This window comes from Streptomyces sp. NPDC027663 (assembly GCF_055566415.1).
The window spans coordinates 293855-315377 of sequence record NZ_JBVHSK010000010.1 but is presented as its reverse complement, the minus strand read 5'-3'; the positions used below and the strand labels follow the sequence as shown (position 1 = coordinate 315377).

At 71.3% G+C, this 21523-nt stretch carries 27 protein-coding genes; 6 read left to right on the top strand and 21 right to left on the bottom strand.

All coding sequences use genetic code 11. The annotated features are described in order from the left end of the window. Window positions 1-117: 117 nt before the first annotated feature. Genes ACZ4SF_RS26090 through ACZ4SF_RS26075 form a run of 4 tightly spaced genes read right to left on the bottom strand, consistent with a single transcriptional unit; the run spans window position 118 to window position 1965 of the window. A complete protein-coding gene (locus ACZ4SF_RS26090) occupies window positions 118-651 on the bottom strand; it encodes a DUF3618 domain-containing protein (RefSeq protein ID WP_468388584.1) in 534 nt (177 codons plus the stop codon). Then, entirely contained in the window at window positions 648-1067 is a 420-nt protein-coding gene (locus tag ACZ4SF_RS26085) for a phage holin family protein (RefSeq protein WP_468388582.1), read from the bottom strand. The genes ACZ4SF_RS26090 and ACZ4SF_RS26085 overlap by 4 nt, the downstream gene beginning before the upstream one ends. Window positions 1068-1120: 53 nt before the next feature. After that, window positions 1121-1816 carry a hypothetical protein gene (locus ACZ4SF_RS26080; RefSeq protein ID WP_468388580.1) on the bottom strand — a complete coding sequence of 232 codons (696 nt, stop codon included), beginning with the start codon at window positions 1814-1816 and terminating at the stop codon, window positions 1121-1123. Continuing rightward, window positions 1813-1965, bottom strand: a complete 153-nt coding sequence (locus tag ACZ4SF_RS26075; RefSeq protein WP_468388614.1) for a hypothetical protein — start codon at window positions 1963-1965, stop codon at window positions 1813-1815. The genes ACZ4SF_RS26080 and ACZ4SF_RS26075 overlap by 4 nt, the downstream gene beginning before the upstream one ends. Window positions 1966-2121: 156 nt before the next feature. Between ACZ4SF_RS26075 and dapA the strand changes: the two genes are divergently transcribed. After that, a complete protein-coding gene (gene dapA / locus ACZ4SF_RS26070) occupies window positions 2122-3021 on the top strand; it encodes a 4-hydroxy-tetrahydrodipicolinate synthase (protein ID WP_468388578.1) in 900 nt (299 codons plus the stop codon). Between the two features lie 93 nt (window positions 3022-3114). Here the strand turns inward: dapA and ACZ4SF_RS26065 are convergent, their stop codons facing one another. Both ACZ4SF_RS26065 and ACZ4SF_RS26060 read right to left on the bottom strand, forming a co-directional pair. Then, window positions 3115-4359, bottom strand: coding sequence for a WD40 repeat domain-containing protein (locus tag ACZ4SF_RS26065; RefSeq protein ID WP_468388576.1), 1245 nt, complete (start codon window positions 4357-4359; stop codon window positions 3115-3117). Further along, the gene (locus ACZ4SF_RS26060) at window positions 4356-4907 is read right to left on the bottom strand and encodes a SigE family RNA polymerase sigma factor (protein ID WP_468388574.1); all 552 of its coding nucleotides are present in this window, start codon (window positions 4905-4907) and stop codon (window positions 4356-4358) included. Before ACZ4SF_RS26060 ends, ACZ4SF_RS26065 begins: the two co-directional genes overlap by 4 nt. Before the next feature lie 138 nt (window positions 4908-5045). Here ACZ4SF_RS26060 and ACZ4SF_RS26055 point away from each other — a divergent pair, with 138 nt between their 5' ends. Next, window positions 5046-5564, top strand: a complete 519-nt coding sequence (locus tag ACZ4SF_RS26055) for an HAD domain-containing protein (protein ID WP_468388572.1) — start codon at window positions 5046-5048, stop codon at window positions 5562-5564. 278 nt (window positions 5565-5842) lie between these two features. On the opposite strand, the gene dapD is transcribed toward ACZ4SF_RS26055, so the two are convergent. The 11 genes from dapD to ACZ4SF_RS26000 form a co-directional block, all read right to left on the bottom strand. Next, window positions 5843-6829, bottom strand: a complete 987-nt coding sequence (gene dapD, locus ACZ4SF_RS26050; protein ID WP_468388570.1) for a 2,3,4,5-tetrahydropyridine-2,6-dicarboxylate N-succinyltransferase — start codon at window positions 6827-6829, stop codon at window positions 5843-5845. A gap of 63 nt (window positions 6830-6892) precedes the next feature. Next, the gene (locus ACZ4SF_RS26045) at window positions 6893-7426 is read right to left on the bottom strand and encodes a TetR/AcrR family transcriptional regulator (protein WP_468388568.1); all 534 of its coding nucleotides are present in this window, start codon (window positions 7424-7426) and stop codon (window positions 6893-6895) included. Further along, the gene (locus ACZ4SF_RS26040) at window positions 7426-7749 is read right to left on the bottom strand and encodes a DMT family transporter (RefSeq protein WP_468388566.1); all 324 of its coding nucleotides are present in this window, start codon (window positions 7747-7749) and stop codon (window positions 7426-7428) included. The genes ACZ4SF_RS26045 and ACZ4SF_RS26040 overlap by 1 nt, the downstream gene beginning before the upstream one ends. Window positions 7750-7917: 168 nt before the next feature. Further along, on the bottom strand, window positions 7918-8250 hold the full coding sequence (locus ACZ4SF_RS26035; protein ID WP_103784224.1) for a metal-sulfur cluster assembly factor: 333 nt from the start codon (window positions 8248-8250) through the stop codon (window positions 7918-7920). Beyond that, window positions 8247-8714 (bottom strand): Fe-S cluster assembly sulfur transfer protein SufU, encoded by a 468-nt coding sequence (gene sufU, locus ACZ4SF_RS26030; protein ID WP_468388564.1) that lies wholly within the window; start codon window positions 8712-8714, stop codon window positions 8247-8249. The genes ACZ4SF_RS26035 and sufU overlap by 4 nt, the downstream gene beginning before the upstream one ends. Window positions 8715-8732: 18 nt before the next feature. Next, window positions 8733-9989, bottom strand: a complete 1257-nt coding sequence (locus tag ACZ4SF_RS26025) for a cysteine desulfurase (protein ID WP_468388562.1) — start codon at window positions 9987-9989, stop codon at window positions 8733-8735. After that, on the bottom strand, window positions 9986-10750 hold the full coding sequence (gene sufC / locus ACZ4SF_RS26020; RefSeq protein WP_468388560.1) for a Fe-S cluster assembly ATPase SufC: 765 nt from the start codon (window positions 10748-10750) through the stop codon (window positions 9986-9988). Before sufC ends, ACZ4SF_RS26025 begins: the two co-directional genes overlap by 4 nt. 7 nt (window positions 10751-10757) lie before the next feature. Then, window positions 10758-11078, bottom strand: a complete 321-nt coding sequence (locus ACZ4SF_RS26015; protein WP_199210104.1) for a non-heme iron oxygenase ferredoxin subunit — start codon at window positions 11076-11078, stop codon at window positions 10758-10760. Beyond that, a complete protein-coding gene (gene sufD / locus ACZ4SF_RS26010) occupies window positions 11075-12295 on the bottom strand; it encodes a Fe-S cluster assembly protein SufD (protein ID WP_468388558.1) in 1221 nt (406 codons plus the stop codon). The genes ACZ4SF_RS26015 and sufD overlap by 4 nt, the downstream gene beginning before the upstream one ends. A 55-nt stretch (window positions 12296-12350) precedes the next feature. Continuing rightward, complete coding sequence (gene sufB, locus ACZ4SF_RS26005; protein WP_468388556.1) at window positions 12351-13772, bottom strand: Fe-S cluster assembly protein SufB; 1422 nt, start codon at window positions 13770-13772, stop codon at window positions 12351-12353. Next, entirely contained in the window at window positions 13769-14503 is a 735-nt protein-coding gene (locus tag ACZ4SF_RS26000) for a helix-turn-helix transcriptional regulator (RefSeq protein ID WP_468388555.1), read from the bottom strand. The genes sufB and ACZ4SF_RS26000 overlap by 4 nt, the downstream gene beginning before the upstream one ends. Window positions 14504-14686: 183 nt before the next feature. Here ACZ4SF_RS26000 and ACZ4SF_RS25995 point away from each other — a divergent pair, with 183 nt between their 5' ends. From ACZ4SF_RS25995 to ACZ4SF_RS25980, 4 genes are all read left to right on the top strand, one after another. Next, window positions 14687-15502: an AAC(3) family N-acetyltransferase gene (locus ACZ4SF_RS25995; RefSeq protein WP_468388554.1), complete on the top strand. Its 816-nt coding sequence runs from the start codon at window positions 14687-14689 to the stop codon at window positions 15500-15502. Window positions 15503-15533: 31 nt separating this feature from the next. Continuing rightward, window positions 15534-16511 (top strand): ABC transporter ATP-binding protein, encoded by a 978-nt coding sequence (locus ACZ4SF_RS25990; protein WP_468388553.1) that lies wholly within the window; start codon window positions 15534-15536, stop codon window positions 16509-16511. 50 nt (window positions 16512-16561) lie between these two features. Next, on the top strand, window positions 16562-17278 hold the full coding sequence (locus tag ACZ4SF_RS25985) for an ABC transporter permease (RefSeq protein ID WP_468388612.1): 717 nt from the start codon (window positions 16562-16564) through the stop codon (window positions 17276-17278). 166 nt (window positions 17279-17444) lie between these two features. Beyond that, on the top strand, window positions 17445-18455 hold the full coding sequence (locus tag ACZ4SF_RS25980; protein WP_468388552.1) for a COX15/CtaA family protein: 1011 nt from the start codon (window positions 17445-17447) through the stop codon (window positions 18453-18455). A 1-nt stretch (window position 18456) separates the two neighbouring features. On the opposite strand, the gene ACZ4SF_RS25975 is transcribed toward ACZ4SF_RS25980, so the two are convergent. The 4 genes from ACZ4SF_RS25975 to ACZ4SF_RS25960 form a co-directional block, all read right to left on the bottom strand. Further along, window positions 18457-18693: a hypothetical protein gene (locus tag ACZ4SF_RS25975; RefSeq protein ID WP_468388551.1), complete on the bottom strand. Its 237-nt coding sequence runs from the start codon at window positions 18691-18693 to the stop codon at window positions 18457-18459. 97 nt (window positions 18694-18790) lie between these two features. Continuing rightward, entirely contained in the window at window positions 18791-19897 is a 1107-nt protein-coding gene (locus ACZ4SF_RS25970; RefSeq protein WP_468388550.1) for an amidohydrolase family protein, read from the bottom strand. Window positions 19898-20048: 151 nt separating this feature from the next. Beyond that, window positions 20049-20369 (bottom strand): hypothetical protein, encoded by a 321-nt coding sequence (locus ACZ4SF_RS25965; protein WP_468388549.1) that lies wholly within the window; start codon window positions 20367-20369, stop codon window positions 20049-20051. Window positions 20370-20489: 120 nt separating this feature from the next. Continuing rightward, window positions 20490-21479, bottom strand: a complete 990-nt coding sequence (locus tag ACZ4SF_RS25960; protein WP_468388610.1) for a heme o synthase — start codon at window positions 21477-21479, stop codon at window positions 20490-20492. Window positions 21480-21523: the final 44 nt, after the last annotated feature.

Here is a 21523-nt window from a genome sequence, read left to right as displayed (position 1 = left end):
GGGGTTGCGGTCCCGCCCGGGATACGATGTTCCCATACTCAACCCGCCGCCTCCGTCCATGACACGGCGGCGGGGCCGGCCGGGCGGTGTGCCCGGCCGGCCCCGCCGTTCGTGTCCTCACCGGCGCCGGTCGATCCGGCGCCAGACGACGGCCGCGCCGACGACGCAGGCGCCCGCCGCGGCCAGGATCAGTGCCGGCCGCGGATGGCGCTGCGCGGCACCCACGGCGTGCCGCACGGGACGCGGCACCCGCAGGTCGTGCTCGACGGCGTGACCGGCGTGCGCCGCCCGGTCCTGCAGGGCGTGCCCGCCCCGGCCGGCCTGCTCCTGCATCAGGTGACCGGCCTTCGCCATCCGCTCCTGCGCGCCGTGGCCGGCCCGCACGGCACGGTCCTGCATCACGTGCCCGGCCTTGGCCGCCCGGTCCTGCACGCCATGGCCCGCGTGGGCGGCGCTCGCGCGCAGCTGTACGGTCATGGCGCCGGCCTTGTCCCTCAGGTCGGCGGCCCGGGCCCGGGCCCTGCCCTTGACATCGGCTCGGCCCACCAGCTGGGCGACGGTGTCACCGAGCTGGCTCCGGGTGTGTTCGATCTGCTGCCGCAGTTCGTCGGGGCCTTTGGCGCCCGAGCCGTGCGGATTGCTGTGCCTCATCGGTGTGCCCTTTCCCTGATCACGTCGACGTCCGCCCTGACGCTGCCCAGCGCCTCCTCGGGTGCGGGCGGGGCGGCGCGGCGCAGCTGGGCCCGTCCGGCCGCGGCCAGCAGGCCGGCCACGGCGAAGTAGACCGCGGCCACGATCAGCGCCGCCCCCCACAGGGGCAGGGTCAGGGAGAGTCCGGCGGTGGCCGCTGCGGCCAGGGCGAACAGCCCGACGTATCCGACGGCGCCCGCTGCGCCCAGCAGTCCGCCGCCGCGTCCGGCGCGGCGCCCCTTCTCGGCCAGCTCCTCCTTGGCGAGGGCCAGCTCCTGCCGCAGGAGCCGGGAGAGCTGTTCGGTGGCCCGGCCGACGAGTTCGCCCGTGGAGGGGTGCCCGTCGGCGGCGGGCCGTGCCTGTGGGGTCACGGTCACGGTGTTCCGCCTCCTCTCTGCGCGGGACCTCCGGGTACCCGGGCCGAAGGTCCTTAGCCCTGCTCACCGCCTCCGGCGCCGCGCTCGCCGAGGCGTGCGAGTTGGGACTGGAACCAGTCGAGGCGCGCCTGCAACAGGGCTGCCTCGGCGACGAGTTCGGGCACGCCCGGCTCGGCCGCGGGCGTCAACCCGGCGGGCCCGGCGCCCGTACCGCCGGCGCCCGCGACCACCCTCATCCCCTGCCCGGCGAGCCGGGCGAAGGCCGAGAGCGAGACGGACGTACGCCCGCGCACGCAGCCCGCACAGGCGGGCGCCAGGGCCCGCCAGCCCGGCCGGCCCCAGCCGGCGTCGGCCAGGGCGACGGCTCCGGTGCCGCAGGCGCACGGGCCGGCGGTGGCGGTACGCACCCGCTGCCGGGCGTAGCGGAAGCCGCGCTCGAAGCGGATGTAGGCCCCCAGCACGGAGACTTCCAGCAGGACCGCCGCCCGGTGTTCGGCGGTGCACAGCAGGGCCTCGGCGGTCGCCCGGTCGTGCACGCAGTGGAAACCGCAGTCGCACCGGCGCGCGGGCGGACGGTGCCGCAGGCCGTAGACGCAGGCGGCTTCGGCGAGGACGCCGTACGGCAGCGCACCGCCGAGCGACACACCGGTGAACCCGGCCCGGGTGCCGTCCTGGGACAGCACCGGGTGGGCGATCTTGTAGCCGGTCGTCGGCTCCGTCGGGCGTTCCGCCGGGAGCCGCAGCCTCACCGGGCGGCCGGGACCTCTTCACGGGCCGGCTCGGCCGGTTCGGTGCGGACGGCCTCCTCGGGGAGCGGGAGCTTCTCTTCGTGGACGAGCGGCCGCTCCTCGGCGACCCCGGTGGCCAGTGCCTTGCCGAGCTTCATGGTGCCTCCCATGACCTGACGTCGGTGACCCTCCGGCCATAGTGACCCATGAGGTACCGAGTTGGACACCGGACCTCTTGGACCATCCCCGAAACATTAGCAACGCTTAGGAATAGTTCGTAGCAGATTTAAGTAGAGCTTCACCGATGCGCTGCCGAGACTACTCTCATGACGAGCACACGCAAGGCCTCGCCCTTCGGCCGCACCCTCTGCGCGATGATCACGCCCTTCACGGAAGGGGGCGCGCTGGATCTGGCGGGCGCCCAACGGCTGGCCGCCCGGCTGGTGGCGGAGGGCTGCGACGGCCTGGTCCTCAGCGGCACCACCGGCGAGTCGCCCACCACCACCGACGAGGAGAAGGCGCGGCTGGTGGCGGCGGTACGGGAGGCGGTCGGCGACCGGGCCCGGCTGGTCGCGGGCGTGGGCACCTCCGACACACGGCACACGGTGGAACTGGCGCTCGCGGCCGGGAAGGCGGGTGCCGACGGCGTCCTGGTGGTGACGCCGTACTACAGCCGGCCCCCGCAGGAGGCGGTGGCCGCCCACTTCCGCGAGGTCGCGGACGCGAGCGAACTGCCGGTGATGCTCTACGACATCCCGGGCCGCACCGGCACGCGGATCGAGCCGGACACCATGATCCGCCTGGCACAGCACCCGCGGATCGTGGCCGTCAAGGACTGCTCCTACGACTTCCTCGGCGCCCAGAAGGTGCTGGCGCAGACCGGGCTGGCGTACTACGCGGGCTGCGACGAGCATGTGCTGGCGCTGTACGCGGTCGGCGGGGCGGGCTGTGTGAGCACGGTCGCGAACGCCGTACCGGCGCACATCGCCTCGATCCTGGCCGCGTTCGACGCCGGCGACACCGCGCGGGCCACGGAACTCCAGCTGGCCGCCATGCCGCTGATCGAGGCGATGATGGGCGCGGGCCTGCCCGGCACGGTCACCGCGAAGGCGCTCCTGGCCCGCCTCGGCCTGCCCGCCGGCCCGGTGCGCGCACCACTGCTGCCCGCCGGCCGGGAGACGGCCGACGGGCTGCTGGCACTGTACGAGGCGCTCGTCGTGTGCTGATCCGCGCATGCTCGGCGCGGTCCGGTCAGCGCGTGCCGCAGCGCGTGCCGGGCAGCGTGATCCGATCGGCACATGCCGGTCAGCAGGTGCCGGTCAGCGCCGGGCGAAGACCGGCTGCCACGACTCCCGCAGGCCGTCGAGCCTGTTGGGCTCCTGGACGCCGCTCAGCGGCACGACCTTGTCACTGCCGATCGTGACCAGCACGAGCTGGGGCCGGTACTCCTCCTCCAGGCTCGTCACCCGTTCCCAGGCGATGAGGTGCTTGTCGTCGGTCCAGGCCAGCAGATGTCCTCCGCGGACCTTGGTGATCTCCTTGCCCGTACGGGGATCACGGACGGAGGAGTAGGACTTGCCGGGGTTGCCGGCAACCTCCTTCGTCAGGCCGAGGGCGGCGAGCCTGCCGCTCGGGGACAGCCGCGCGGGCACGTCGGACCGCAGGAACTTCTCGTCCGCGGGCGGCGCGGCCTTGTGGCCCTTGAGGTCGTAGAACTGCTGCAGACCGTCCCGGCCGCCGATGTACTGGGCGTACACGGACCGACCGTTACGGCTGTAGGCGAAGTCCGCGCGGGAGTTGAGGTCGCGGTCGGGCGCGACCGGGCTCCAGGAGCCCGCGCCGGAGGCAACGTCGAGGTCGTAGAACCCGGACCGGCTCGAATCGCCGAACCTGGACGCCCACGTCCACTTCGTCTTGCCGTCCTTGTCGAACAGCTTCTCCTTGATCCGCAGGTCGGGGTTCTCTTCGTACGTCGTCGCGACGAGCCTGGTGCCGTCGTACGAGAACGCGAGTCCGCCGACGCCGTGCTGGACCGGGATCCACCGCTCGACCTCCCCCGTCGCGAGGTCGAGCAGGCCGATCCGGCGGGCGGGCAGGTTCCGCTCCAGCACGGCGGCGGTCTTCAGGCCGGGGGCGACGGTGACGAAGGACCAGCGGGAGTCCTTCTCGTACTTCCCGGTCTTCGGGTCGAGCAGCCAGTAGGTACGCGCCGAGACGCCCCGGTCGGCGGTCTGCTGCCGGAGGTCCGCCGTGTAGTAGGCGGCCAGCACGGCGTTCCCGGCCCCGATCAGGTCGCGCGGCGGCGACTGGTCCGGGTGGGCGTGGATCTCGCCGGAGTCCAGCACCCGGGACGGCCGTGCGTCGGTCTTGTGGGCAAAGTCCAGCAGCGGCACGCCCACCGCGACCGCGACCACGGCCGCGGTGGCCGCGGCGACGGACGCCAGCCGGCGGGTACGGCGGCGCCTGCGCGCCCCGAGCACCCGGTCGGCGAATCCCGGTGGTGCGGGGGGCTGGCGGTCGGCCTGCTCCCGCAGCGTCTCGCGCACGAGTTCCTCCACGTTCACGAACGCACCTCCACGGGCGAGAAGTCACGGGACGGCTGCTGCGGCCGGGGGCCGACCGCCGCCAGCTCGGGGGCCAGCTCGCGGAGTCTGGCCAGCGAGCGGTGGGTGGTGGACCGTACGGTGCCCACGGAGCAGCCCAGGATCCGGGCCACCTCGGCCTCCGGCAGGTCCTCGAAGTAGCGCAGCACCAGCACGGTGCGCTGGCGGGCGGTGAGCCGGGACAGTGCGGTCCGCAGTACCATCCGCGTCTCGGTGGCGCCCGCGGCGTCCGGGGCGTGGCCGGCCTCCGGCGGCTCGGCGACCACGACCTCGCGGCGCCGCCACTTCAGCCGCCAGCGGCTGACCTGCTGCCGGTACAGGATCTGCCGGACGTACGCCTCCGGCTCGTCGATCCGCTGCCAGCGCCCGGCCGCCTTGACCAGAGCGTTCTGCAGCAGATCCTCGGCGGCGTGCCGGTCCCCGCCGGTCAGCAGCACGGCGGTCTTCAGCAGCGCGGACGACCTGCCGGCCACGAACTCCCGGAAACTCTCCTGCGCTTCGGCATCCATCGTCACCTTCTCTTCCCCCGGGCCCCACCTGTCGTCCGGGCCCTGCACTCCTCCTGACGTGCGCACCGGTCCGCCACTATGCCTGCCGCCGCAAAAAATCTCCGGGCCCGGGCGGCCCGCCTGCCCTACGGTGACCGCATGAGCCGCCGCCCCCTGCTGTTCCTCGACGTGGACGGCCCCCTCAACCCGTACGCGGCCCAGCCGGAGCGCCGGCCGGAGGGCTACACGACGATCCGGGTGCCCCTGTACGGCCGGCGCCCGCTGCGAGTCTGGCTGAACCCGGACCACGGGCCCGCCCTGCTCCGGCTCGGCTACGAGCTGTGCTGGGCGACGAGCTGGATGGCCGAGGCCAACACCTGGATCGCCCCGGTGCTGGGGCTGCCCGCACTGCCGTACGTCGACTTCGGCAGGGGCCTGTTCGCCGAGCGCCCGGACGGCGTCCACTGGAAGACGGAGGCGATCCTGGCGTACGCCGAGGGCCGCCCGTTCGCCTGGGTGGACGACGAGCAGAGCCGGGCGGATCTCGCGTACGTGACGGCACACCACCCCGCCCCGGCCCTCCTGCATCACGTCGACCCGCGCGTCGGCCTCCAAAACTCCGACTTCACGACTCTGAGAGCCTTCACCACTCGCACCGAAGCCGCTCCGCCGGCCTAGGACGCAGCGGCCACCGTCTCAGGCGGAAGGCTTCAGGGCCAGGGCCACCGGGAGTCATCGGCTTGCACGACTGCGTTGTCGGGCAGCACCGGGACCGACCGGCGCCGTGCACGGATTCGGTGATCCAGTGGGGCCGCAGCACGCACGAGCGCCCTCCCGGGCCGTCCTCGGGCCGTGGAAGGGCGCTCAATGGTGACCGACGTCGACGGGTGCCGACAGCTCGGCAGCAGTTCATGACGCTGATCGGGGAGGCGGCCGCGGATCACGGCCGCCGTTGGTCAGTTGTGGCTGTGCAGGATGTCGTTCAGGCCGCCCCACCCCGCGTTGTTCGGGCGGGCCTCGACGGCGCCGGTGACCGAGTTGCGGCGGAAGAGGATGTTGGAGGCGCCGTTCAGTTCGCGGGCCTTGACGATCTGGCCGTCCGGCATGGTGACCCGGGTGCCCGCGGTGACGTACAGGCCGGCCTCGACCACGCACTCGTCGCCGAGCGCGATGCCGACGCCCGCCTCGGCGCCGATCAGGCAGCGCTCGCCGACGGAGATGATCACGTTGCCGCCGCCGGACAGGGTGCCCATCGTGGAGGCGCCGCCGCCGATGTCGGAGCCGTTGCCGATCACGACGCCCGCGGAGATGCGGCCCTCGACCATCGACGTGCCGAGGGTGCCGGCGTTGAAGTTGACGAAGCCCTCGTGCATGACCGTCGTGCCCTCGGCGAGGTGCGCGCCCAGGCGGACCCGGTCGGCGTCGGCGATGCGGACTCCCTTGGGGGCGACGTAGTCCGTCATGCGCGGGAACTTGTCGATCGAGGTCACCTGCAGGTGCAGGCCCTCGGCGCGGGCGTTCAGGCGCACCTTCTCGATGTCGTCCACGGCGACCGGGCCGAGCGAGGTCCAGGCGACGTTGGCGAGGTGGCCGAAGATGCCGTCCAGGTTCTGGCCGTGCGGCTTGACCAGGCGGTGCGAGAGCAGGTGCAGGCGCAGGTAGACGTCGTGCGCGTCGAGCGGCTTCTCGTCCAGCGAGGCGATGACCGTGCGCACCGCGACCACCTCGACGCCCCGGCGGGCGTCCGGGCCGGTCGCCGCGGTCGCGCCGCCGCCCAGCAGCTCCGCGGCCTGCTCGGCGGTCAGCCGCTCGGTGCCGGCCGGGCCGGGCTCCGCGACCAGCTCGGGGGCCGGGAACCAGGTGTCGAGAACGGTGCCGTCGGAGGCGATCGTGGCGAGGCCGGCGGCGACGGCGCCGGTGGTACGGGTTGCAGAGTCGGTCATGGGAGAAAACCTAACGTGGGCGGGGTGGTGAGGGCGAACCGCGTCTCACGTGCCGGGCGGCGTTCAGGGGATCAGCCGAGCCAGGACGGTGCGCGCGTACTCCTCGTCGTACGAACCGCCCGTCAGCAGCACCTGCAGGCAGATGCCGTCCATCAGCGCGAGCAGGGCCCGTGCCGTGACCGGGTCGGTGCGCGGGGCCAGCAGCGCGGCCGCCTGTTCGGTCCACTCGGCGGCGACGGGGCGCAGCGCGGGCCGGCGCAGCGCCGCCAGATACAGCTCGTACTCCAGCTCCACGCCGGTGCGGTCGCCGGCCAGCCACTGCCCGAGGGCCCGGGCGAGTTCCGTGGCGAGATCGCCGCCGCCGTCCTCGGGCAGGCGCTCGGCCAGCACCCTGCCGAAGCCCTCGTTCGCCTGCCGCAGCGCGGCCACGAGCAGCTCTTCCAGGGTGGCGAAGTGGTACGTCGTCGAGCCGAGCGGTACGTCGGCCTCGGCGGCGGCCGTGCGGTGGCTCAGCCCGGCGATGCCGTCCCGGCCGACCACGCGGATCGCCGCGTCGATGATCCGCTGGCGGCGCTCGGGATCGTGGCGGCGGGGCATCAGTGCGTCGCCCCGCCCAGGTTCAGGACCACCACTCCGCCGATGATCAACAGGATCCCGCCCACCTTGGTGACGGTCAGTCCCTCGCCGAAGAGCAGCAGGCCGAGGACGGCGATGGCCGCGGTGCCCACCCCGGACCATATGGCGTACGCCGTGCCGATCTGCACGGTCTTCAGCGTCTGGGCGAGCAGCGCGAAGGAGACGACGTAGCCCAGCGTCGTCACGAGGGAGGGCCACAGCCTGCTGAACCCCTCGGTGTACTTCATCGCCGTCGTCGCGGCGACCTCGGCGGCGATGGCGCCGGCGAGCAAGAGATATCCCATGCGTACAAGCGTACACAGCTATGTACAGCCGTACACAACGGCTGCTCCGCCTTAGCATCGGGCCGACGCGCCTCGGGCCGGCGAGAGCCGGGGCCTTCTGCGCGAGCGCGCCCGAACACACGAAAGGGGCCCTGGCACATGGCCACGGCCCCTTCCACCAGCACGCTCTCAGACGTTGAACCCGAGCGCCCGAAGCTGCTCCCGGCCATCGTCCGTGATCTTGTCCGGACCCCACGGCGGCATCCAGACCCAGTTGATGCGCAACTCGTTGACCAGGCCGTCCGTGGCGGACTTGGCCTGGTCCTCGATGACGTCCGTCAGCGGGCAGGCCGCGGAGGTGAGGGTCATGTCGACGGTCGCGATGTTGGCGTCGTCGATGTGGATGCCGTAGATCAGGCCGAGGTTGACGACGTCGATGCCCAGCTCGGGGTCGACCACGTCCATCAGGGCCTCGCGCAGCTCCTCCTCGGAGGCCGGCTTCATCTCAGCGGTGTCGGTCATGCCGTCTTCCTTTCGGCGTCGGCGCCACCCAGCGCCTGGGCCGTCGCGTCCTTCCACGCCATCCAGCTCAGGAGGGCGCACTTGACCCGGGCGGGGTACTTGGAGACACCGGCGAACGCGACCGCGTCCTCCAGGATGTCCTCCATCGCGTCGTCCGGCTCGATCCTGCCCTTGGACTGCATCAGCTCCAGGAAGGTCTCCTGGATCCTCTGCGCGTCGGACAGGTCCTTGCCGACCAGCAGCTCGTTGAGGATGGACGCGCTGGCCTGGCTGATCGAGCAGCCCTGCCCCTCGTACGACACGTCCTCGATCTTCGTGCCGTCGTACTTCACGCGGAGGGTGATCTCGTCGCCGCACGTCGGGTTCACATGGTGTACCTCGGCGTCGCCATCGCGCAGACCACGCCCGTGCGGGTGCTTGTAGTGGTCCAGGATGACGTCCTGGTACATCGAGTCCAGCTTCACTGTGTCAGCTCACGCCTCTCAGCCGAAGAAGTTCCGTACGTGCTCCAGGCCGTCGACCAGTGCGTCGATCTCGGCCGGCGTGGAGTACAGATAGAACGACGCTCGCGTGGTCGCAGGAATTCCGTAGCGGAGGCAGACGGGCCGTGCGCAGTGGTGGCCGACCCGGACCGCGATGCCCTGCTCGTCCAGAACCTGGCCCACGTCGTGCGGATGGATGTCCCCGAGGGTGAAGGAGATCGCGGCGCCGCGGTCCTCGGCCGTCGTCGGGCCGATGATCCTCAGGTCGGGCACCTCGGCGAGCTTCCGCACCGCGTACTCGGTGAGCGCGTGCTCGTGGGCGAGGATCTTGTCCATCCCGATCGACTGGAGATAGTCGATGGCCGCGCCGAGACCGACCGCCTGCGCGATCGGGGGCGTGCCCGCCTCGAACTTGTGCGGCGCCGGGGCGTAGGTCGAGGAGTGCATCGAGACGGTCTCGATCATCTCGCCGCCACCCAGGAACGGAGGCAGGTCCTCCAGCAGCTCCTGGCGGCCCCACAGGACGCCGATGCCGGTCGGGCCGCACATCTTGTGGCCGGTGAAGGCCACGAAGTCGGCCTGCAGGGCCTGCACGTCCAGCGGCATGTGCGGCGCGGCCTGGGAGGCGTCGATGCAGACGAGGGCACCGACCTCCTGGGCGCGACGGATTATCGTCTCGACCGGGTTGAGCGTGCCCAGGATGTTCGACACCAGCACGAAGGAGACGATCTTCGTCTTCTCGGTGATGATCTCGTCGATGTTGGACAGGTCGAGCCGGCCGTCGTCGGTCAGGCCGAACCACTTCAGCTTCGCGCCCGTGCGCTGCGCCAGCAGCTGCCAGGGCACGATGTTGGAGTGGTGCTCCATCTCCGTGATGACGATCTCGGTCTCGTGGTCCACCCGGTAGGGCTCGTCGGCCCAGCCCAGCATGTTCGCCACGAGGTTCAGCGACTCGGAGGCGTTCTTGGTGAAGATCACCTCGTCGCGGCTCGGCGCGTTGATGAACTCGGCGACCTTGTCGCGAGCGCCCTCGTACAGCGCCGTGGCCTCCTCGGCGAGCACATGCACACCGCGGTGGACGTTGGCGTTGTAGCGCTCGTAGTACTCGCTCAGGGCGTCCAGCACCTGGCGCGGCTTCTGCGAGGTCGCCGCGTTGTCCAGGTACACGAGCTTCCGGTCGTCGTGGACCAGCCGGTCCAGGATGGGGAAGTCCTTGCGGATCGCCTCGGTGTCGAGGAGGCCCGGCAGCTGCGTCACGCGGATACGCCACCCTTCGTGTATGCCTCGTAGCCCTCGTTCTCCAGCTTGTCGGCCAGCTCGGCGCCGCCGGACTCGACGATGCGGCCGCCGGAGAAGACGTGGACGAAGTCGGGCTTGATGTAGCGCAGGATGCGCGTGTAGTGCGTGATCAGCAGCGTGCCGACCTCGCCGGTCTCGCGGACGCGGTTGACGCCCTCGGAGACGATGCGGAGAGCGTCGACGTCCAGGCCGGAGTCGGTCTCGTCGAGGATCGCGACCTTCGGCTTGAGCAGCTCGAGCTGGAGGATCTCGTGCCGCTTCTTCTCACCGCCGGAGAAGCCCTCGTTGACGTTGCGCTCGGCGAAGGACGGGTCCATGTTGAGGCGCTCCATGGCCTCCTTGACCTCCTTCACCCAGGTGCGCAGCTTCGGGGCCTCGCCGCGGATCGCGGTGGCGGAGGTGCGCAGGAAGTTGGAGACCGAGACGCCGGGGACCTCGACCGGGTACTGCATCGCCAGGAACAGGCCGGCGCGGGCGCGCTCGTCGACGGACATCTCCAGGACGTCCTCGCCGTCGAGGGTGACGGAGCCGCTGGTGATCGTGTACTTCGGGTGACCCGCGAGGGAGTAGGCGAGGGTCGACTTGCCGGAGCCGTTGGGGCCCATGATGGCGTGCGTCTCGCCCTGCTTCACGGTGAGGTCGACGCCCTTGAGGATCTCCTTCGTGGCGTTGTCGGCCTCGACGGTGACGTGCAGGTCTCGGATTTCAAGCGTTGCCATGGGTGCCTCAGGACTCCTGGGTGAGGGAGACGAGAACGTCGTCCCCTTCGATCTTTACGGGGTATACGGGGACGGGGCGCGTCGCGGGAAGGCCGGACGGCTTGCCGGTGCGCAGGTCGAAGGCGGAGCCGTGCAGCCAGCACTCGATCTGGCAGTCCTCCACCTCGCCCTCGGAGAGGGAGACGTTCGCGTGGGAGCAGATGTCGTGGATGGCGAACACCTCGCCCTCGGTCTTCACGACCGAGACCGGCGTGCCGTCGAGTTCCACCCGCTTCGGGGTGTCCTCCTCCAGCTCGCTCAGCCCGCAGGCGCGTACGAACGACGTCATGCGACCGAGGCCTCCAGCTCGTCCTCGATCTTGGCGAGCAGGCGCTCCTCGATGTCGGCGACACCGATCTGCTGGACCAGCTCGGCGAAGAAGCCCCGGACCACCAGACGGCGGGCCTCGTGCTCCGGGATGCCGCGGGCCATCAGGTAGAAGAGCTGCTCGTCGTCGAAGCGGCCGGTGGCGGAGGCGTGGCCGGCGCCGACGATCTCGCCGGTCTCGATCTCCAGGTTCGGCACCGAGTCGACGCGCGCGCCGTCCGTGAGGACCAGGTTGCGGTTCATCTCGTAGGTGTCCGTGCCCTCGGCCGCGGCCTCGATGAGCACGTCGCCGATCCAGACCGCGTGCGCGTCCTCGCCCTGGAGCGCGCCCTTGTAGACGACGTTCGACTTGCAGTGCGGGGTGTTGTGGGTGACCAGCAGACGGTGCTCCTGGTGCTGGGCCGCGTCGGTGAAGTACAGGCCGAACAGCTCGGCCTCGCCGCCGGGGCCGGCGTACTCCACGCGCGGGTGCAGGCGTACGAGGTCGCCGCCGAAGGTGACCACGAACGACTTGAAGCTGGCGTCCCGGCCGATCAACGCGTTGTGCTGGCCCACGTGCACGGCCTTGTCGTCCCAGTCCTGGACGGAGACGACGGTCAGCTTGGCGCCGTCGCCGAGGACGTAGTCGACGTTGGCGGCGAGCACCGCGTCACCGGTGTGGTCGATGACGACGACGGCCTCGGCGAAGGCACCCAGCTCGATCACCTGGTGGCCGTAGGCGACCCCGCCCTCGCCGTGCACGGCGATACGGATCGGCTCGGTGAGGACCATCTCCTTGGGGACGGTGACCACGCCGGCCTGCTCGAAGGCGGAGTACGCCTGGGCGGCGACGCGGTCCACCGGGGTGCCGGCCCTGCCGATGCGGGCGTCGTCGCGGCCGACGGTCTCGACGGTCACGCCCTCGGGGGCCTGGACGTCCACCTTCACGCCGTCGCCGGTGGCGACCGCGGTGCCGTCGTGCAGCCCGCGCAGCCGCTCCAGCGGCGTGAACCGCCACTCCTCCTCACGGCCGTGCGGGACCGGGAAGTCCGCCACGTCGAAGGACGGGGGCGCACTCATGCGCGAGACGACGGTCGACTCCGCGGCGACCGCGATCGAGCCGGCGGTGGTGGAACCCACCGGTGGGGGTCCCCCCGCTCGAGCGGAGCCGAGAGTGGGGGAGTTCTGGGCCTCAGCCATGGCTGTCGTAGTGCTCTCTTTCCTGAGTAAGGCGTCTGCTGGCGATCGGGCGGTCCTAGCCGACCGAGCCCTCCATCTGCAGCTCGATCAGCCGGTTGAGCTCCAGCGCGTACTCCATGGGCAGCTCCTTGGCGATCGGCTCGACGAAGCCGCGCACGATCATCGCCATCGCCTCGAACTCGCTCAGACCGCGGCTCATCAGGTAGAAGAGCTGGTCCTCGGAGACCTTGGAGACCGTCGCCTCGTGGCCCATGGACACGTCGTCCTCACGGACGTCCACGTAGGGGTACGTGTCCGACCGGGAGATGGTGTCGACCAGCAGGGCGTCGCACAGCACGTTCGACTTGGATCCGGCGGCGCCCTCGCCGATCTCGACGAGACCGCGGTAGGAGGTGCGGCCACCGCCGCGCGCCACGGACTTCGACACGATGTTGGACGAGGTGTTCGGCGCCATGTGGACCATCTTGGAGCCGGCGTCCTGGTGCTGGCCCTCGCCCGCGAAGGCGATGGAGAGGGTCTCGCCCTTGGCGTGCTCGCCCATCAGGTAGACGGCCGGGTACTTCATCGTCACCTTGGAACCGATGTTGCCGTCGATCCACTCCATGGTCGCGCCCTCGTAGGCCACGGCGCGCTTGGTGACCAGGTTGTAGACGTTGTTCGACCAGTTCTGGATGGTCGTGTAACGGCAGCGGGCGTTCTTCTTGACGATGATCTCGACGACCGCGCTGTGCAGGGAGTCGCTCTTGTAGATCGGGGCGGTGCAGCCCTCGACGTAGTGCACGTAGGCACCCTCGTCGACGATGATCAGGGTCCGCTCGAACTGGCCCATGTTCTCCGTGTTGATGCGGAAGTAGGCCTGCAGCGGGATCTCGACGTGCACGCCCTTCGGCACGTAGATGAAGGAGCCGCCGGACCACACGGCGGTGTTCAGCGCGGCGAACTTGTTGTCACCGGCCGGGATGACCGTGCCGAAGTACTCCTTGAAGAGCTCGGGGTGCTCCTTCAGGGCGGTGTCGGTGTCGAGGAAGATGACGCCCTGCTCCTCCAGGTCCTCACGGATCTGGTGGTAGACGACCTCGGACTCGTACTGGGCGGCGACACCGGCGACGAGGCGCTGCTTCTCGGCCTCCGGGATGCCCAGCTTGTCGTAGGTGTTCTTGATGTCCTCGGGCAGGTCCTCCCAGGACTCCGCCTGCTTCTCCGTGGAGCGCACGAAGTACTTGATGTTGTCGAAGTCGATGCCCGAGAGGTCGGAGCCCCAGTTCGGCATCGGCTTCTTCTCGAAGAGCTTCAGGCCCTTCAGGCGCAGCTTCGTCATCCACTCCGGCTCGGACTTCTTGTCCGAGATGTCGCGGACGACGTCCTCGTTCAGGCCGCGCCTGGCGGAGGCACCGGCCACGTCGGAGTCGGCCCAGCCGTATTCGTACTTGCCCAGGCCCTCGAGCTCAGGGTGGGCAGTCTCCGTGGGGAGAGTCATGCGGGGTTCCTCCCGGCCGTGCTTGCAGGTGCGTCAGTGGAAATCTTGGGGATGAACGTCGTGCAGACGCCGTCGCCGTGCGCGATGGTCGCCAGCCGCTGGACGTGGGTACCCAGCAGTTCGGCGAAGACCTCCGTCTCGGCCTCGCACAGCTGCGGGAACTGTTCCGCGACGTGGGCGACCGGGCAGTGGTGTTGGCACAGCTGTTCGCCGACCGGTGCGCTGCGCGCCGTGGCAGCGTACCCGTCCGCACTCAAGGCCTTGGCCAGCGCTTCGGCGCGTCTGTCCGGGGTCACGGCCTCGATCGCCTTGCGGTACTCGCTCGCCTGGGCGGCGATCCGGGCGCGGGCGAAGGCTGCGACCGCCTCGGGGCCGCCCCCCTGCTCGGCGATCCAGCGGAGCGCGTCCGCGGCGAGCGTGTCGTACGACTGGTCGAAGGCGTCCCGGCCGCAGTCGGTGAGCGCGAACACCTTGGCGGGCCGGCCACGCGTGCGCGTGCCGTACACCCGCTGTTCGCGCGCCTCCACGACGTCGTCCGCGACCAGCGCGTCCAGGTGACGCCGGACGGCCGCCTGGGTGAGTCCCAGCCGGCCGGCGAGTTCGGCGACGGTCGACGGCCCGTGGTCCAGGATGGACCGCGCGACCCGGTTGCGGGTGGACCGCTCCCCGGTCGCGAGCTCCTCCTGAGGGGCCCCCGTGGGGGTCTCCCGAGCCTCGCCGACGTTTTTCACAACGCCATTGTTGCGTAATTCCTCAGAGCCTGACAAGCGCCGCCGGATCACTGTGCGGTGCCCTGCGTCACTTAGGCATACCTAATCTGACCTGCGCAAATGATCTTCTGATCGATCAACCGGGGACCTTCGGGGGCCCAAACCGGTGGCGCCCGGGGGTCCCGTCGGGGAGACTCCCGAAGCATGTCCGCACCCCCTCCGACCGGCCCTCTCGTCACCCGGGACACCGTCGCCGCACAGGTGCGCCTGCTCGGCGTCGAGACCGGTGAGACGCTCCTGGTGCATTCCTCGCTCAGCTCCCTCGGCTGGGTGAACGGAGGCGCGGTCGCGGTCGTCCAGGGACTCCTCGACGCCCTCGGCCCGTCCGGCACGCTCGTCGTCCCCACCCAGACCGGCGACCAGTCCGACCCGGCCGTCTGGGGCGATCCGCCGGTGCCCGAGGAGTGGTGGGACCGGATCCGCGCCACCATGCCGCCGTACGACCCGCTGATCACCCCCTCGCGCGGTGTCGGCGTCGTCCCGGAGACCCTGCGGACCTGGCCGGGCGCCCTGCGCAGTGCCCACCCGCAGACGTCCTTCGCCGCCGTCGGCCCGCACGCGAAGGACATCGTCGACGGTCACGCACCCGACTGCCGGCTCGGCGAGCGCAGCCCACTGGCCCGCCTGGAGCGGGCGGGCGCCCGGGTGCTGCTGCTCGGCGCGGGCTACGACTCCTGCACCGCCTTCCATCTGGCCGAGTACCGGATACCCGCGCCGCACGTCGAGGTCGGCCGGCCCGCGCCCGGCGGCGGCTGGGAGACGGTCGTCGAGGTCTCGATCACCTCCGACCGGTTCGACGAGCTGGGGCACGACTTCGAACGGGACCGGCCCGTCGTCCGCGGAAAGGTCGGCGCGGCGGACGTACGGCTGTTCCCGGTGGCGGACGCGGTGGCCTACGCCGAGCGCTGGCTGCCGCTGCACCGGCCCCGTGCGGAGGAGTTCCAGCACCCGCCCGCCTGAGGGCCGGACGGCGTACCTAGACTCTTGGCTCATGCGAAGTGAGCCCGCCCGCCCGTCTCCCGACCACCACCCCTCGACGAGACGCTTCGCGCCGCACCCGCTCGTCGAGATCCGGGCCTTGGTGAAGCGGTACGGCACGAAGACCGCGGTGGACGGCCTCGACCTGGTGGCCCAGCCGGGCGTGACGGCCGTACTCGGCCCCAACGGGGCGGGGAAGACGACCACGGTCGAGACCTGCGAGGGGTACCGGAAGCCGGATTCCGGCACGGTGCGCGTCCTCGGGCTCGACCCGGTACGGCAGTCCGCGGAGCTGCGGCCCCGCATCGGTGTGATGCTCCAGTCCGGTGGTGTCTACTCGGGCGCCCGCGCGGACGAGATGCTGCGGCACGTGGCGAAGCTGCACGCGCACCCGCTGGACGTCGACGCCCTCATCGAACGGCTCGGCCTCGGCTCCTGCGGCCGGACCAGCTATCGCCGACTGTCCGGCGGCCAGCAGCAGCGGCTCGCGCTCGCCATGGCCGTCGTGGGCCGCCCGGAGCTGGTGTTCCTGGACGAGCCGACGGCCGGGCTCGACCCGCAGGCCCGCCGGGCCACCTGGGACCTGGTGACCGAGCTGCGCGCCGACGGCGTCTCGGTGATCCTCACCACCCACCACATGGACGAGGCCGAGCAGCTCGCCGACGACGTGGCGATCATCGACGGCGGCCGGGTCATCGCCCAGGGCTCCCCCGAGGAACTGTGCAAGGGCGGCGCCGAGAACACCCTGCGCTTCACCGGCCGCCCCGGCCTCGACGTCGGCTCCCTGCTCAAGGCGCTCCCGGCCGACTGCACGGCCGCCGAGCTGACCCCGGGTGCCTACCGGGTGGTCGGCAAGGTCGACCCCCAGCTGCTGGCCACGGTGACCTCGTGGTGCGCCCAGCACGGCGTGATGCCGGACCGGATCTCGGTGGAACGGCACACCCTGGAGGACGTCTTCCTGGAGCTGACCGGCAAGGAGTTGCGCTCGTGACCACCGTGGGTACCTACACGCCCAAGCCCGGAGCCGCCCCGCTCACCCGCATGATCGCGGCGCAGGCGGTCCTGGAGACGAAGATGCTGCTGCGCAACGGCGAGCAGCTGTTGCTCACCGTCGTCATCCCGACCCTGCTGCTGACGCTGTTCAGCTCGGTCGACATCGTGGACACGGGCAAGGGCAAGGCCGTCGACTTCCTCGCCCCGGGCATCCTGGCCCTCGCCGTCATGTCGACGGCGTTCACCGGCCAGGCCATCGCGACGGGCTTCGAGCGCCGCTACGGCGTGCTTAAGCGGCTCGCCTCCTCGCCGCTTCCCCGCTGGGCCCTGATGGCAGCGAAGACGGCCTCGGTCCTGGTCACGGAGATCCTCCAGGTCGTCCTCCTCACCGGGATCGCCCTCGCGCTCGGCTGGTCCCCGCACGGCAGCCCGGCCGCGGTCCTGCTCCTGCTGGTCCTCGGCACGGCCGCCTTCTCCGGGCTCGGCCTGCTGATGGCCGGCACCCTGAAGGCGGAGGCCACGCTGGCCGCCGCCAACCTGGTCTTCCTGCTGCTGCTCGTGGGCGGTGGGGTCATCGTGCCGCTGGAGAAGTTCGGCTCCGCCGGGCAGCACGTCCTCGGCCTGCTGCCGATCTCCGCCCTGTCGGACGGCCTGCGGGACGTGCTCGGGCACGGCGCCGGGATGCCCTGGGGCGACCTGGGGATCCTCGCGGTGTGGGCGGTGGCCGCACTGGCCGCGGCCGGAAAGTTCTTCCGCTGGGAGTGACCTTGCCGGCGAGTTCGCGGCGTGGGCGGTGGCCGCACCGGCCCCGGCAGGCAGGTTCTTCCCCAGGGAGTGACCTCCTGGGCGGCCCGCGTCGAAGGCGGCGGGAGGCTCCTCGCCGGCGCGGAGGGGTGACCCTCGTGAACGCGTGCACAAGCGGCGGCCTACGATGGTGCGCGTGCCAAAGCTGAACCGCGCCGATGCCGTAGCGGCCGTGCGCAACCCGCTCGCCTTCGTCGCCGACCGCTGGACCCCGGATCCCCGGACGGTCCGGCGGGCGGCCCTCGCCGCACTCGTCATGGCGGTGGTCATCGTCGTCACCGGCGGCGCCGTCCGCCTGACCGGCTCGGGCCTCGGCTGCCCGACCTGGCCCACCTGCACCGACGACTCGCTGACCACCACCCGGGCCATGGGCTTCCACGGGGTCATCGAGTTCGGCAACCGCATGCTGACGTACGTGCTGTGCGCCGCCGTCGGCTGGGCCATCATCGCGGCCCGCTCCCAGAAGCCGTGGCGGCGCAGCCTGACCCGCCTGGGCTGGGCGCAGTTCTGGGTGGTCATGGGCAACGCGGTGCTCGGCGGCATCGTGGTGCTGGTCGGCCTCAACCCGTACACGGTGGCCGCCCACTTCCTGCTCTCCACGGCGCTGATCGCCGTCGCGACGGTGATGTGGCAGCGCACCCGGGAGGGCGACGCGGCGCCGCGTCCGCTGGTCGGCAAGGCGGTGCAGCAGCTGGTGTGGTTCCTGGTGGCCGCTTCCGTGCTGCTCATCGCGGTCGGCACGGTGGTGACCGGGGCCGGGCCGCACGCCGGCGACTCCAGCGAGGTCGAGCGCATCCAGATCGACTGGGAGACGGTCGCCAAGCTGCACGCGGTGCTCGCCTGGATCGTGGTGACGCTGACGTTCGCGCTCTGGTTCGTGCTGAAGGCGGTCGACGCGCCGAAGGGTCCGCTGGCCCGGACCCGGGAGCTGTTCCTGGTCCTGCTCGCGCAGGGCGTGCTCGGTTACGTGCAGTACTTCACGCACCTGCCCGAGGTCCTGGTCGGCCTACACATGCTCGGCTCCTGCCTGATCTGGATCGGCACCCTGCGCGTCCTGCTCTCGCTGCGCGAGCGTCCGGAGGCCGGCCCGGACGTGCCGGCCCCCTCCGCCGAGGTGACGGTCGGCACGTCCGCCTGACTCACCCGTACGCGGTGACCAGCGCGTCGATCGCCGGGCCCGGGCCGGACAGCGCGTGCGGGGCGACGTAGCTGCAGTGGAGTTTCCCGGCGAGCGGTTCCGCGCGCAGCCGTTGGTGCGCCACCGCCACCTGCCAGATCTGCCGGGGGCCCACGGGCCCGGGCAGTACGGCGATGAGGTCCAGATCGCTGCGGCTCTCCTGACAGTCCCCGCCGGCCAGTGAGCCGTGCGCCCACACCGCCCGGGGCCTCAGGGCGGACGCGCAGGAAGCGGGCGACGAGCGTGTCGGTCGGCATCCGCTCGGTCTGTACAGCGGGGGCGTCCCGGTACAGGCCTCATTTCAGTCCGTACACCCGCCGGGCGTTGTCCGCCGCGATCAGGCGGGCCACGCGCCTGGCGTCTTCCCGGGACCACGCGCCCTCGGCGACCCAGGTGCCCAGGACGCGGCCCAGGGCCTCCCGGAAGAGGCGGGCGCCGACGACGTGCAGCTCGGGCAGGCCGTGGGCGCCGCTGGAGAAGAGGATCTTGCCGAACGGGGCCAGCTCGAGGATCTCCGCGAGAACCGTGGCGGCCCGGGCGCCGGTGCGGATGAGCGCGGCACCCGAGTCGGCGTAGACGTGCGGGAAGACACCGGCCAGGTGGGCGGTGTGGCGGTGGTACGGATAGCCGTGCAGCAGGATCAGGTCGGTGCCCAGGCCGGCGGTGGCCCGGACGAAGTCCGTGAGCAGCACCGGGTCCGTACGGTCGATGCGGGAGCCGGGTTCGGCCAGGCCCGCGTGGAGTTGCAGGGGCAGACCCGAGGCGACCGCGATCCACAGCAGATGACGCAGCAGAACGGGATCGGTGAGCGGCCCGCCGACCCGGCGCCCGGCCAGCCAGCGGCCCGCCGCGCCCCGCACCTCCCCCGGCTCCGGTGGCTCCGGCGCGAGGGCCAGGCTGTGCCTGAGGCCCGCGACGGAGGTGAAGGCCACCGCGTTCCCGGCGGCGCCGTGCACCGATTCGGCGAGGTTGGCGAGGAAGGACTCGACGGTGCCGGAGGTGTCGGCGACCTGCTCGGCGAGCAGCTCCAGCCGGACGATCTCGTGGGCGCGGGCGGCGCCGGCGGAGGCCAGTTCGGCGGGACCGGTGAGGTCGCCGGGCAGTCCGGTGTCGACCAGGTACGTGGTGATGCCGCTGCCGCGCAGCAGCCTGCGGCCCGCCTCCAGGACACCCAGCTCGCGGCGCCGGGCGAGATAGCGGGCCGGCGGGCAGTGGGGTTCGAGGCCGAGCAGCGGCGGACACCAGCGGCGTACGGCGAAGCCGGTCTGGGTGTCGAAGAGGGTGGTGCCCGGTGCCGGGTGCCCTTCGGTACGGGCCAGCTGGGCCTCGAAGGTGCCGAGGCCCAGCTCGGTGCGCAGTACACCGTGGCAGTACTGGTCCACGAGGGACGGCGTTTCGATCATTCCGGCCTCCCCGCGTGCCCTGGCTTCGACCGGCCTAACGGGTGAACGGGGTGTGAGGTCGCGGTCGAGCCCGGTAGTGCGGGTTCTTCGGCGGGTTGAGACCGTATGTGGCTGATCGCGCGGTTCCCCGTGCCCCTTCGGGGCGCGCTGGTCAGCCGCCTACTTGAATGCCGGCCATCCGCTTCCACTCGTACGGGCCCGTCGCCACCTTGGCCGCGAACTCGCCGTCGAAGGACTCGTGGACCGTGATGCCCGACTTGGCCACCGCCTGCTCGGCGATGGCATACGTGGGTGCCACCAGGTCGCCCCAGCCGCCGTCCTCACCGACGAGGACGATGCGGGCGCCGCGCTGGCCGATGTAGGCCACCTGGCCCTCGGCGCCGCCGTGTGCCTTGGAGAAGGCGCTGATCTCCCGGGCGAGCTTGGCCACCTTGCGCTCGGCCCTCGCGTCAACCTGCTGCGTGTCTGCCATGGTCAGGATGCTACCGACGGGTAGATCAAACGGCGACGGGCGGGGTGCGTGGCCTTGACCACGCTCCCGCCGCACCCTTGGGAGACCCCCGGCGCCCGCAACGGCCCACCGGGCAGGCGGCTAGCGGAGGAAGGGGTCCACCGCCACTGCCACGAACAGCAGCGACACGTAGGTGATCGACCAGTGGAACAGCCGCATCTCTTTCAGCTTCGCGCCCGTCGCCTCCGCCTTCGCCCGGTTCTGCAGCGCGTGCGCCTCCCACAGCCACCAGCCGCCCGCCACCAGGGCGACCAGCGTGTAGAACCAGCCCGTGTAGCCGAGCGGGGTGAGCAGGAGCGAGACGGCGACCATCACCCAGCTGTAGAGGACGATCTGCTTGGCGACCGCCTTGTTGGTGGCGACGACCGGCAGCATCGGCACGCCCACGCGCGCGTAGTCGTCCTTCACCTTCATGGACAGCGGCCAGTAGTGCGGCGGCGTCCAGAAGAACATGACGAGGAAGAGGATGACCGGCGCCCACGACATGGAGTTCGTGACGGAGGACCAGCCGATCAGCACCGGCATGCAGCCCGCGATGCCGCCCCACACGATGTTCTGCGACGTACGCCGCTTGAGGATCATCGTGTAGACGACGACGTAGAAGAGGAGCGCTCCGAGTGACAGCCAGGCGCTCAGCCAGTTGACGGTGAGGCCGAACAACAGCGTCGAGACGACCGCGAGGGTGATGCCGAAGGCCAGGCACTCGCGCGGGCTGACCATGCCGGTCACCAGCGGGCGCTGCGAGGTGCGGTCCATCAGGGCGTCGATGTCCCGGTCGATGTACATGTTCAGCGCGTTGGCGCCGCCCGCCGAGAGATAGCCGCCGACGCAGGTGAGCAGGACCAGTCCGAGGTCGGGCACACCCTGTTGCGCCAGGAACATGACCGGAACGGTCGTGATGAGCAGCAGCTCGATGATCCGCGGCTTGGTCAGCGCCACGAACGCCTTGACACGGGCACCGAACGGCCGGTGAACCGGGCCCTGGCTCGCACCACCGAGCTCCCCCATGGCCTTAACGGCATGGGCGGTGCCCCCATCCGCTGGACGGGATTCGACGGCCGTCACGCACACCCCTGACAGAGACATCCCAGCGAGCCTCCCCGTGTGAAGTCCCG

Bases quoted from the DNA above. Each gene is read 5' to 3' on its own strand.
- ACZ4SF_RS26040 (WP_468388566.1), bottom strand. From the start codon at position 7,749: ATGGGATATCTCTTGCTCGCCGGCGCCATCGCCGCCGAGGTCGCCGCG.
- ACZ4SF_RS25970 (WP_468388550.1), bottom strand. From the start codon at position 19,897: ATGATCGAAACGCCGTCCCTCGTGGACCAGTACTGCCACGGTGTACTG.
- ACZ4SF_RS25980 (WP_468388552.1), top strand. From the start codon at position 17,445: ATGGTGCGCGTGCCAAAGCTGAACCGCGCCGATGCCGTAGCGGCCGTG.
- ACZ4SF_RS26015 (WP_199210104.1), bottom strand. From the start codon at position 11,078: ATGACGTCGTTCGTACGCGCCTGCGGGCTGAGCGAGCTGGAGGAGGAC.
- ACZ4SF_RS26045 (WP_468388568.1), bottom strand. From the start codon at position 7,426: ATGCCCCGCCGCCACGATCCCGAGCGCCGCCAGCGGATCATCGACGCG.
- sufC (WP_468388560.1), bottom strand. From the start codon at position 10,750: ATGGCAACGCTTGAAATCCGAGACCTGCACGTCACCGTCGAGGCCGAC.
- ACZ4SF_RS26035 (WP_103784224.1), bottom strand. From the start codon at position 8,250: ATGACCGACACCGCTGAGATGAAGCCGGCCTCCGAGGAGGAGCTGCGC.
- dapA (WP_468388578.1), top strand. From the start codon at position 2,122: ATGACGAGCACACGCAAGGCCTCGCCCTTCGGCCGCACCCTCTGCGCG.
- ACZ4SF_RS25990 (WP_468388553.1), top strand. From the start codon at position 15,534: ATGCGAAGTGAGCCCGCCCGCCCGTCTCCCGACCACCACCCCTCGACG.
- sufB (WP_468388556.1), bottom strand. From the start codon at position 13,772: ATGACTCTCCCCACGGAGACTGCCCACCCTGAGCTCGAGGGCCTGGGC.
- ACZ4SF_RS25965 (WP_468388549.1), bottom strand. From the start codon at position 20,369: ATGGCAGACACGCAGCAGGTTGACGCGAGGGCCGAGCGCAAGGTGGCC.
- ACZ4SF_RS25985 (WP_468388612.1), top strand. From the start codon at position 16,562: ATGATCGCGGCGCAGGCGGTCCTGGAGACGAAGATGCTGCTGCGCAAC.
- sufD (WP_468388558.1), bottom strand. From the start codon at position 12,295: ATGGCTGAGGCCCAGAACTCCCCCACTCTCGGCTCCGCTCGAGCGGGG.
- ACZ4SF_RS26055 (WP_468388572.1), top strand. From the start codon at position 5,046: ATGAGCCGCCGCCCCCTGCTGTTCCTCGACGTGGACGGCCCCCTCAAC.
- ACZ4SF_RS26090 (WP_468388584.1), bottom strand. From the start codon at position 651: ATGAGGCACAGCAATCCGCACGGCTCGGGCGCCAAAGGCCCCGACGAA.
- ACZ4SF_RS25995 (WP_468388554.1), top strand. From the start codon at position 14,687: ATGTCCGCACCCCCTCCGACCGGCCCTCTCGTCACCCGGGACACCGTC.
- dapD (WP_468388570.1), bottom strand. From the start codon at position 6,829: ATGACCGACTCTGCAACCCGTACCACCGGCGCCGTCGCCGCCGGCCTC.
- ACZ4SF_RS26060 (WP_468388574.1), bottom strand. From the start codon at position 4,907: ATGGATGCCGAAGCGCAGGAGAGTTTCCGGGAGTTCGTGGCCGGCAGG.
- ACZ4SF_RS26075 (WP_468388614.1), bottom strand. From the start codon at position 1,965: ATGGGAGGCACCATGAAGCTCGGCAAGGCACTGGCCACCGGGGTCGCC.